Genomic DNA, 10,351 nt, shown 5'->3' with positions numbered 1-10,351 from the left:
AACATCATCAAATGTAAAAGCTTGCTTGAAAGGAGGTCTTGATTTCATTATACTCTATTTATTTTTATGTGGTTGTTAACTACGCTAAAAACTTTGTCTATTTCAATTAAATTTTTAATGATTTCAATATCATTTGAGAAAATACGATCACCCTTTGAGAGTACGTTTGATTGCTTCATTAATCTCATCAGAGGTTGAAGTCCTAATCCTGATTCAAGATTATTATGAAATCTGAAATTTATGTTGGAGGCAATCAAAAGCTCTATAGATAAAATGGTTTGTACGTTGTCAATTATTTTGAGACATGATCGGCCTGCCCATGGAGCCATACTTACAATGTCTTCTTGACCAGCAGATGTTGAAATTGAATCAACGCTTGCAGGGTGAGAAAGAGTTTTATTTTCAGATGCAAGTGATGCAGCGGTTACGTGCGCAAGCATGAATCCAGATTCAAGACCTCCATCGATTGCCCCAAAACAAGGTAGTCTGTCATCAGCGCCTTTCATAAAATGATGAATGCGCCGCTCAGAAATTGCACCTATTTCTGAAATAGCAATAGACAATGCATCAAGGGCTTGAGCTACTGGCTCAGCATGGAAATGACCAGAACTTAACACCTCTTCATTTCTAAAGATTAATGGGTTGTCTGACACCGAATTAATTTCATTATTTATGATTTTTTCTGAATTTGCAAACATATCCCAACTAGCTCCATGAATATGAGGTATACATCTCATACAATAGGGGTCTTGTATTTTGTCACAATTTTCATGTGACTGAACAATCATACTTTGCTTAAGAATGCTATAAATATTTTTTGCCGATACAGTTTGACCTTTGTGTTTTTTTAACCTGTGGATAGCTGGTTTAAATACTGCCCTTGTAGACAAACTCGCCTCGACACTCAGAGCTGATATAATATCCGCTGTTCGAAGCAATCTACATGCTTTGTATAGTGCTTTAACACCAATCGCTGTTGAAACTTGAGTGCCATTGATTAGGCTCAATCCTTCTTTTGCCTCTAATTCTATAGGTTTAAGATTTGCTTCCTTAAGGGCTTTCATGCTTGGCATTATTCTATCTTGGAAATAGACGGTACCCTCTCCAATTAAAGCGCAACCAATATGAGAAAGAGGAGCTAAATCACCTGAAGCTCCTACGGATCCCTGCCTTGGAATAATAGGTAAAATGCCTTTGTTTATCATTTTTAGCAATAACGTTGCAAGCTTTGGTCGAACACCACTATATCCTTTTGACCAAGTCATAAGTTTTAATGTCATCGTAAGCCTGGTTATGCTGTGGTCAAATGGCTTTCCAACTCCCGTTGCATGCGACCTAATCAAGTTTAACTGCAATTGCTTTAGTTTTGATGGGTCAATTTTGACGTGACTTAACTTACCGAAACCAGTATTTACACCATATACAACTTTCTTTGAGCGAAGAATTTTAGATAGTATTTGATTAGAATCTTTAATTGATTTTCTTGAAAGGCTAGAAAGACGGAGAGGCTTGGGAAATGCAATTAAATGCTCTAAATCGTCCCAAGTCGTGAACTTATCTGAAATGACATAGCCTTCCATTGATCAATTTAGTTCTTTTTACAGGCAATAAACAAATTCTGATCAAAACAGAAACAAATTATTATATAGATTCAAATACCATCTTTTGAATAATTTTTAATAAAATAAAACAAGGTGAATTCTGATGAAAGTTCTTATACAATCTTTAGTATTTTTAACGATGTGGGGGTGCACAATGACTAATTCTGATAAATCAAATCCATTTTTTCAGGAAAGTGATCTTTACTTGAATTATCCCCCATTTGATGAAATAAAAATAGAACATTACAAACCTGCGTTTATCAAAGGAATGAAAGATCAAAAGTCTGAAATCAATAAAATAGCTGAAAATATTGAACCACCTACTTTTGAAAATACAATTTTAGCCATGGAAAAATCTGGAGCAGTTTTGGATAGGGTAGCAACAGTATTTTATGCCCTCACCTCTGCACATACAAATGATGACATGGAAAAAATTCGCGCTGATATGGCTCCAAAGCTATCTGCTCACAGCGATAAAATTCTGCTCAACAAATCATTATTTGAAAAAATAAACAATCTCTATAATGAACGAAATAATCTAGATATCGACCCAGAGGGCATTCGTTTGATTGAAAAATATTATGTCGATTTTATTCGCTCTGGTGCAAAGCTCACTGAGAACCAAAAACAAAAACTTAAGGACTTAAATGGTGAAATTGCGGTCCTTCAAACGAATTTTAGTCAAAATGTTTTAAAAGAAGTAAACGAATTAGCCATTATTGTTGATGATGTAAGTGAATTAGAGGGATTGTCCTCATCTGCTATTCAGGCAGCATCCAATGAAGCAAGCTCAAGAGGATTGGATGGTAAATACGTAATCGCACTTAAAAATACTAGCGGTCAACCGTCAATGGCATCTTTAAAAAATAGATCTTTAAGGGAAAGAATTCATAGGACCTCATTGTCTCGAGGAAGTCGAGGTGGTGACTATGATAATAGAGAAATACTATCTAAAATACTTAAGCTAAGAGCAGAAAAAGCCATTTTACTAGGCTATCCAAACCACGCAGCATATAGTCTTGAAAGTCAAACAGCAAAGACGCCCAAAGCTGTCAATGATCGACTTGCAAGCTTGGCCCCAAAGTCACTTGAAAACGCGCAACGAGAAGCTGACGATCTACAAAAAATGATTTACTCTGAGGGCAACAATTTTAAGCTGGCCTCTTGGGATTGGGATTATTACACTGAAAAAGTAAGATCACAGCGATACGATTTTGACGCTTCTCAGCTCAAGCCCTACTTTGAAATGAATAACGTACTTGAAAAAGGTGTATTCTTTGCTGCTACAGAGCTATATGGTATAACATTTAAGGAGAGGAAAGACTTACCAGTTTACCAGGAAGATGTAAGAGTGTTTGAAGTGTTTGAAACGGATGGAAATACATTGGCATTGTTTCTGTTTGATGGTTTTGCTAGAACCTCAAAGAGAGGAGGTGCATGGATGAACGCTTACGTTTCTCAATCAAATCTTATGAAAAGCATCCCTATTGTTGCAAACCATCAGAACGTTGTTAAGCCTCCAAAAGGTGAACCAGCCTTAATGTCATTTGATGAAGTTATTACAATGTTTCATGAATTTGGTCACGCACTTCATGGAATGTTTTCAAGTGTAAATTACCCTTATTTTTCTGGAACATCAGTCCCAAGAGACTTTGTGGAATACCCGTCGCAAGTGAACGAAATGTGGGCAATTTGGCCTTCAATTTTAAAAAATTACGCTGTACACTTCGAAACTGGTAAGCCGATGCCATCAGAGCTCCTTGAAAAAGTTTTGGCTACCCAAAAATTTAACCAAGGATTTGAAACAACGGAGTATTTGGCCTCTTCAATACTGGATCAAGCATTGCACCAGCTTACCCCAAATCAGGTTCCAAGCGCAGATGAGCTCCTTTCCTTTGAGAAAAAAGCTCTTGAAGATGCAGGAATTGCATTCGATGCTGTCCCGCCTAGATATAGAAGTACATATTTTTCACATATTATTGGAGGATACTCTGCAGGGTACTATTCATATATTTGGAGTGAAGTCTTGGATGCGGATACTGTGGAATGGTTAAAACGAAATGGGGGCTTATCTAGGAAAAACGGTGATCACTTTAGATCGACTTTGCTATCAAAGGGTGGTAGTAAAGACGCTCTTGATCTATTTAAAGACTTTAAAGGTTCTGGTCCAGATATCCAACCATTGCTTGATAGAAAAGGTTTGAACTAGACAGATTATATATCATCGTATCGCTGAAAAACCTGCATTTGAACTGGTATGGTTTCGCTAAACGCTACGCCATATCTTTTGTTAATGATACGGTCATCCATTACAATAAAAATACCATCATCGTACTGCGTTCTAATTAGTCGGCCAAACCCTTGCCTAAATCGGATCACTGACTCAGGCAATGCATAATCCATAAAACTATTGCCACCTTGAGACTCTATCAGTCCGCCGTAAGCTTTCACAATTGGCTCTGTAGGTACATCAAACGGCATTTTAATAATCATTAAAATTTCCAAAAGATCTCCAGGAAGGTCAACTCCTTCCCAAAACGCATTTGTCCCTAAGAGAATTCCGTTAGAAACCTGCTTCATTCCTCGAATTAGCCCCAATCGAGAAGTTTGACGTTTTTGAGCAAAAACAGAAAGGCGATTAGATTTTGATATTTGCTTCAAAATCTGATAAGTGCTATCTAATTGAGCACGAGAAGTAAATAGGATCATCATTCTTTTATTAAACTTTTGATGGCAATGTAAAATAGCTTTTGCGATAACATCAGGCCTTTGACCGTCGTTTCCAGAATATTGGTAATAGGTAACTTGATCGCTATAAATGAAAGGGCTTTCGTAAACTTTTGTGCTGATATCGTCAAATTCATACGAATTCAAACCTACACGGTTTAAAAAATAATCAAAAGAAAGGTTGGTTCGTAACGTTGCGCTGGTGAGAATGCAGTAATCGTTAGGTTTAAAAATTGACCTTGCAAGACCATTTCCAGGTTCTATAGGAGCCATATTTACTGTAACAACAAGTTGAGTGTTTCCAGACACTATTTTAAATACCCCCTCGAACCAATAAACATACTCTATGTTTTGGTTAATCGTTAACGAATCGATCAATACGATCATGTCCGAAAGAGAACTTTCTCCTCTATCAAAAAGTTGATGAAGCTCGAGAAAATCCTCCTTAGTTTCATCAATGTCCAACAAATCTTCTCTAATCTTTCTTATTTGATTTCGAATAGCATGTATGCTTTTCTTAACGGAATTGAGTTCACTTTCTAGGGGAGAAAAGTGCTCTACTAAATCATCGATAATTATTTTAGTTGAGTATTTTGCGTCTTTATTAAAATGATGATGAGCATTGGATGTCATTTTGTCAAAAAATGATTTGATTACATCTCTTGCATGATCTATATCACCAACAAGTGAGGATCGATTTATTTCAAAATTAGGGTGCAATCCAGCCAATGCTCTAATCTTATTGTTCCAACGCGCAGAATGACTGTGGTTTGGATCTATTCTATCTAAAATGTAATTTAAAGAACGATTATCAAGGGAAAGAGTCAATTGTTGATACGCTGCTTTTGGGAGGTTGTGTGCCTCATCAATAATTACTGCATTGCTTTCAGGTAAAAATCCTTGTCCATCATCAGCTTCAATTTTTGATTGACCATCAGAAATCAACAACGCATGATTAACAATAATTAAATTGGCTTGAAAAGCTACTCGTTTTAATGGGCCAAAAAAACACCCATCATTTTTACCACAAACCGATGAGGTACAAAATCCTCTTTCACTTTGAACCATACCCATTAATCGAAACGTAAATCCATTTGAAAAACCAGGACACTCATCCAGGTCTCCGGTATTTGTATGCTCAAGCCAAATCAAAAGAGGAAGCAGATTCATAGCTTCGTTGCCGTCCAGCATTTTATCAGCACTTTTTACCAGCCAGTTAAGTCTAGTTTTACATATATAATTATTTCTGCCTTTCATCACAACGGCCTTTACGTTAGCGCTTGTTGCTTTTGTGATTTTAGGCAAATCATTGTTAAATAGTTGGTCTTGTAGATGCTTTGTGTAGCATGAAAGAATTATTGGACCCCTATCGGCTTCAGAGTGAGTATATTTGATTGCAGGATACAGATACGCCATGCTCTTGCCTAATCCAGTCCCAGCCTCAACCACTCCAATACCTCCGGTACTAGAGGCTATCCTATCAACAAATTCACTAAAGAGAATTTGGTTAGATCTCAGCTCGAAAGAATCTAACGTATTACTAAGCGTTCCATCTTTACCGAAGACATCTTCCGAAGATGTATTTGAAAGATCCTGGCTGGATTCATGAAAGAAGATATTGGCACTTGATGGTTTATCAAGCTTTGATTGAACAAGACCCCTTTTCATATTTCCTTCATTGGCAAGCTGGTTGGCTAAGTTGATAAAAAGATTTTTATTGTAAACGTCAAAGGGCTGCAAGAAGCTTACGATATTTGATATTGTATTTAAGCCATATGATGCAATCTCATGGATGATCTCTACAAACACCTCACCACAGTTTTCAGTATCTTTCTCTGCCCTATGTGCCCCTTCCGATGAAAGGTTAAAGAATTCTGAAACGGCGCTTAAGTTATGCGTAGGTTGAAAAAAAAGAAACGCGCGTGAAAGTGTTAAAGTATCATAAAACTCCCTTTCGAAAAATTCTTTTTTATGACGTTGCGCCATGGCCTGCAAAAACGAGACGTCAAAGGGAGTATTGTGTGCCACAATTGGAGTGTTTCCAAGAAAATCAAATAATTTGTCAACCATTTCACTTTCTTTAGGTGCGTTAGAAACCATATCATTAGTAATACCAGTTATATCTGCAATCATATCGGATATTGGAATCAATGGATTGATTAAAGTAGCATATCTTTCAGATGGCTTTCCATTTTTAAACAGGATTGCTGCAACTTCAATGGGTCGATCGGTTTCCACTTGAAGTCCTGTTGTTTCAAAATCTAAGGCAATGAAAGAATCCAGTTTTAAGCATGCAAGTAGCTCAGATTGATTCATAAAACTTATTTAAGGTTGGGTATGATCAGGAGTATCTACTTTGAAAGACGGGTAAATTTTTCCTGTAGTGAAATAATAGTAGTGTCTTGATAATAAAAAGAGTGGAATAAGAAAAAATAGGAACCATGGAAAACGCATTGACAAAAACATTGCTGGGATGAAAACAACATAGTTCCTTGATCGCTGTAAATGTCTAAATGCCACAGGGAAAACTAAGGCAACCAATGGAAAAGGCAAATATACTGCTGCGATTGTACTTACCATTGGGTCATCATTTACAAAACCCAAAAGTGAGGCAGTGAATGATAGTGCAATTATAATAAGCAACGGCGAGTACATATCTTTTTTAGAAATCTGTTCATGATTATCATTATTATAATGTATTGACCACGTCAAAATACCTGCTAAAAAGAATAAGATATATGGAGCAGAAAATTTCAGCGTATTTAAACTAATCATCATGGGATTAGATCCTACGAGGATAAGGATTGTGGCATAGACAAAACATGTAAAATAATCGGTAATCGATTTCAATTCAGAGACAAAATCAAAACGACTTCTTAAGCGATAATCGATGAGAGGTATTAGAATCAACAAAAATAAAAGATATAATGAAAAGCTGCTCCAACTCCAATAAAACCATCTGTCATCAAGGTGAAGTGTAATATTATTACCAGCAACCAAAGCTGTCCACAGCGCAAACCATCTCAAAGGTTTTAACGTGAAAAAATTGTCAAAATTCTTAAAAAAGGCAGCGAGAGCTTTGTTTGCTCTGGACCCCGTTGGAAAATATCTCTCAGCAAGCAATTATTATTCAATCACTTTCTAAAAAAAGGGGGCTAGTTCATTGATAATAATAAACGCTACGACAGATGCAGCAAAGATCAATGTACCTTTAATCAGTCCAGCGTTAATCGCGTAACCGTTTACTCCTGTTGATAATTCCTCGAGATATCCAGGAATTTTCCACTTTACAAGAACAAATATAGCTGTCATCATTCCTCCAATAGGGAGCATATATTTTGACGAGAGATTATCCATAACATCAAAAAAGGTTTCACCAAGAAAGAACGATTCACCCAAAAATCCAGTTATATTTATGCCACCACCAAGAGACAATGAACAAAACATACCAATGACCGTTACAATGGAGCCAAACAGTAACGTTGCTTTCTTTCGAGACCAATTCTTTTGATCGATTAAATAGGCAGTTTGCACCTCTAAGATAGAAATTGCGGAAGTTAAAGCTGCCATGAACAAAAGAATGAAAAACATTGCGGCCCATATAGTACCGCCTGCCAGTTGGGTAAACACTGATGGGAGGACAACAAATATTAATCCAGGTCCTTCAGCTGGGTTTGCACCAAGAGCAAAAACGGTTGTAAAAATTGCTATTCCAGCTAACAAAGCAATTAAAGTATCAATGACTATTATCCATAGGGCAGAATTTAAAAGATTTTGTTTTTTTTCGAGGTAGCTTCCATAGGTAATCATTGTACCCATTCCTAAACTAACAGTAAAAAACGAATGCCCTAAAGCCAAAACTATTGATGAAGGAGTAAGATCCTCAAAGCGCGGATTAAATAAGAATGATATTCCTTTCATGCCACCTTCAAGGGTAACTCCTCTAACCGCAAGAACAGCCAGCAAAATAATAATCAAAGGCATCATGACAGAAGACCATTTTTCAATACCGCCTTTCACTCCATTGATAATGACCCACATACATAGTCCCATAAAAAACAACTGGTAAATTAAGGGAGACCAGGTGCTTTCCACAAAAGCGCCAAACATTGCGCTAGAGGCATCAGGATTCCCTGCTAAAGATGAAAACCCTCCGCTTAATGATTCTATTATATACTTTAATATCCATCCACCAACAACTCCGTAAAACGAAAGAATTACAAATGCTGATGCGACACCTAAGAAGCCAACGTACTTCCAATAGGATCCCGGAGCTAACTTTTCGAATGCACCAACAGGGCTCAATTGTGTTTTTCGTCCAATAGCGAATTCAGCTATGACAATGGATAGACCTACCAAAAAAATACATATTAAATAAATAATGGTAAATGCGGATCCACCATTTTGACCAGCCATATGTGGGTATTTCCAAATATTCCCAATTCCCACTGCCGATCCGGCTGCAGCGAGAATAAATCCTAATTTTGATCCCCATCTTTCACGTTGATTGCTCATTTTTCTTTTTTGTCCTCCCGGTCTGGATTTTCAAGTTTTTCGCTCATTACATTGTCAAAGGGGTGTAAGTGCGCTTCAACAATGGCATCTAATAGGCCATAAATATAGACAATGATAATCCACCAACCATATCTGTTTCTTTGATGAAGGAAATTTTTTTTGTCTGCCTGATTTAGATTTTTTGAATCATTGTATTTTTTTGAGTAATCTAAGTAAAGAATTGCTGATGAAAGGCCCATCGTTGTAAGAACCGCACCCTTGATGGGTTGCTCATTATAATATTGACCTCCCCCCGGAAAAATAAAAGACCTCATCGCAGCGGTTTGAGGAGATTTTACATTTATAGTATCTGCATCATTATTTTGACCAAAAACATTCTGGCACAACAAAATTAATAAGACACAAGTTTTTGGATTTAAGGTCAGCACAAAGCTATGCATTCTATTTCGATGTCAGCATTGGCTGGTAATTGCCTTACTGATACAAGCGAACGCGCTGGTGCCGTCTCTTCATCGAGCCATTCATTGAACACATCATTGACCGTTTGATAATTTGCCATATCTGTAACAAACACTGTAAACTTTACCACTTTGGATAAATCTGAATCAGCGCTTCCTAAAATTGCAGATAAATTCTTAAAAACCTGATTAACTCTGGTTTTAAAGTCTCCCTCAACCATTTTACCTGTATCAGGATCAAAAGGTATTTGACCTGAGGTAAAAATAAACCCTCCAGCTACTGTGCCCTGATTGTAGGAACCTATAGGATTTGGCGCATGGGCGTCATTAATTATTTTTTTCATTAGTTTCTCCTCTACGAATTAAAAGCCATGCAAGCAAGGCCAATGGATGGATTGAGCTCTCTTTTACCATTTGAGTCAATCTTACGGAGGATGAATTCTCCTACAATCGCTACCGTTGCATCAAACAAATGTCCTCCTCGAGTTTCAAATTGATGGTTCGATATTGTTACATGAGCATGGACAAAAGGCTCATTGTCTTTTAACAATACATTGCCTTGAAAAGAAATCAGCTCCCACGTGTCATTAAATATTGTCTTTGTGTATTCCTGAGTTTCTAAATCATAGGCCCCTATTTCGATTTCGTTTATGGCCCCTATACCAGAAAGCTGTCCATTGATAATATTTCGCTCCTTACAAAATGCTGTTAAGGTCTTCATAACAGATTCATGCTGTTCAACGTTTATGATGAAAGTATCGCCATCCTGTTTATACTGCATTTTTACCCTCGAGATTTTTTTTGATTACATCCTGTGCTTTTTCTAGAGCACTATTAAGAGATTTCTTATTTTTTCCACCAGCGGTTGCCATATTTGGTCGACCTCCGCCGCCGCCTCCCATCATAGACCCAAGATCTTTAGCGATTATACCTGCATGAACACCAATATCTACCAAAGCATTTGAGACAACAACGACAATACTTGGTTTTTCCAAATCTGCGGCAAGAACTCCTATTTCTTTATCCACCTTTTGAATCAAAAGGTTGCCT

The 10,351-nt window shown here is 37.1% G+C and carries 9 protein-coding genes; 1 reads left to right on the top strand and 8 read right to left on the bottom strand.

Translation table 11 applies throughout. From position 1 onward, the window contains the following. Positions 1–47: 47 nt before the first annotated feature. On the bottom strand, positions 48–1,580 hold the full coding sequence (gene hutH, locus B4237_RS04820) for a histidine ammonia-lyase (protein ID WP_286941875.1): 1,533 nt from the start codon (positions 1,578–1,580) through the stop codon (positions 48–50). Positions 1,581–1,755: 175 nt separating this feature from the next. On the opposite strand from hutH, the gene B4237_RS04815 reads away from it, so the two are divergent. Next, on the top strand, positions 1,756–3,810 hold the full coding sequence (locus tag B4237_RS04815; RefSeq protein WP_286941873.1) for a M3 family metallopeptidase: 2,055 nt from the start codon (positions 1,756–1,758) through the stop codon (positions 3,808–3,810). A gap of 5 nt (positions 3,811–3,815) precedes the next feature. On the opposite strand, the gene B4237_RS04810 is transcribed toward B4237_RS04815, so the two are convergent. From B4237_RS04810 to B4237_RS04780, 7 genes are all read right to left on the bottom strand, one after another. Beyond that, entirely contained in the window at positions 3,816–6,644 is a 2,829-nt protein-coding gene (locus B4237_RS04810; RefSeq protein WP_286941871.1) for a helicase C-terminal domain-containing protein, read from the bottom strand. A gap of 9 nt (positions 6,645–6,653) precedes the next feature. Beyond that, positions 6,654–7,106, bottom strand: coding sequence for a hypothetical protein (locus B4237_RS04805; RefSeq protein WP_286941869.1), 453 nt, complete (start codon positions 7,104–7,106; stop codon positions 6,654–6,656). A 363-nt stretch (positions 7,107–7,469) separates the two neighbouring features. After that, positions 7,470–8,843, bottom strand: a complete 1,374-nt coding sequence (locus tag B4237_RS04800) for a sodium-dependent transporter (protein ID WP_286941867.1) — start codon at positions 8,841–8,843, stop codon at positions 7,470–7,472. Beyond that, positions 8,840–9,283, bottom strand: a complete 444-nt coding sequence (locus B4237_RS04795) for a DUF5683 domain-containing protein (protein WP_286941862.1) — start codon at positions 9,281–9,283, stop codon at positions 8,840–8,842. The genes B4237_RS04800 and B4237_RS04795 overlap by 4 nt, the downstream gene beginning before the upstream one ends. Next, positions 9,265–9,645: a Rid family detoxifying hydrolase gene (locus B4237_RS04790; protein ID WP_286941859.1), complete on the bottom strand. Its 381-nt coding sequence runs from the start codon at positions 9,643–9,645 to the stop codon at positions 9,265–9,267. The genes B4237_RS04795 and B4237_RS04790 overlap by 19 nt, the downstream gene beginning before the upstream one ends. An 11-nt stretch (positions 9,646–9,656) precedes the next feature. Further along, on the bottom strand, positions 9,657–10,082 hold the full coding sequence (locus B4237_RS04785) for a PPC domain-containing DNA-binding protein (protein WP_286941857.1): 426 nt from the start codon (positions 10,080–10,082) through the stop codon (positions 9,657–9,659). Further along, a partial coding sequence (locus B4237_RS04780) for a DHHA1 domain-containing protein (protein ID WP_286941855.1) occupies positions 10,072–10,351 on the bottom strand: 280 nt, incomplete at its 5' end. The genes B4237_RS04785 and B4237_RS04780, both read right to left, overlap by 11 nt.

It is taken from the genome of Acinetobacter sp. UBA6526 (genome assembly GCF_002434875.1).
GTDB classification, from domain to species: Bacteria; Pseudomonadota; Gammaproteobacteria; order Pseudomonadales; family Moraxellaceae; genus Acinetobacter; species Acinetobacter venetianus.
Note: the sequence above shows the minus strand (reverse complement) of the source record. Positions and strands in the feature narration are given on the sequence as shown.

Coding starts and splice junctions, on each gene's coding strand:
- B4237_RS04810 (WP_286941871.1), bottom strand. CDS start 6,644: ATGAATCAATCTGAGCTACTTGCATGCTTAAAACTGGATTCTTTCATT.
- B4237_RS04800 (WP_286941867.1), bottom strand. CDS start 8,843: ATGAGCAATCAACGTGAAAGATGGGGATCAAAATTAGGATTTATTCTC.
- B4237_RS04815 (WP_286941873.1), top strand. CDS start 1,756: ATGACTAATTCTGATAAATCAAATCCATTTTTTCAGGAAAGTGATCTT.
- hutH (WP_286941875.1), bottom strand. CDS start 1,580: ATGGAAGGCTATGTCATTTCAGATAAGTTCACGACTTGGGACGATTTA.
- B4237_RS04785 (WP_286941857.1), bottom strand. CDS start 10,082: ATGCAGTATAAACAGGATGGCGATACTTTCATCATAAACGTTGAACAG.
- B4237_RS04795 (WP_286941862.1), bottom strand. CDS start 9,283: ATGCATAGCTTTGTGCTGACCTTAAATCCAAAAACTTGTGTCTTATTA.
- B4237_RS04805 (WP_286941869.1), bottom strand. CDS start 7,106: ATGATGATTAGTTTAAATACGCTGAAATTTTCTGCTCCATATATCTTA.
- B4237_RS04790 (WP_286941859.1), bottom strand. CDS start 9,645: ATGAAAAAAATAATTAATGACGCCCATGCGCCAAATCCTATAGGTTCC.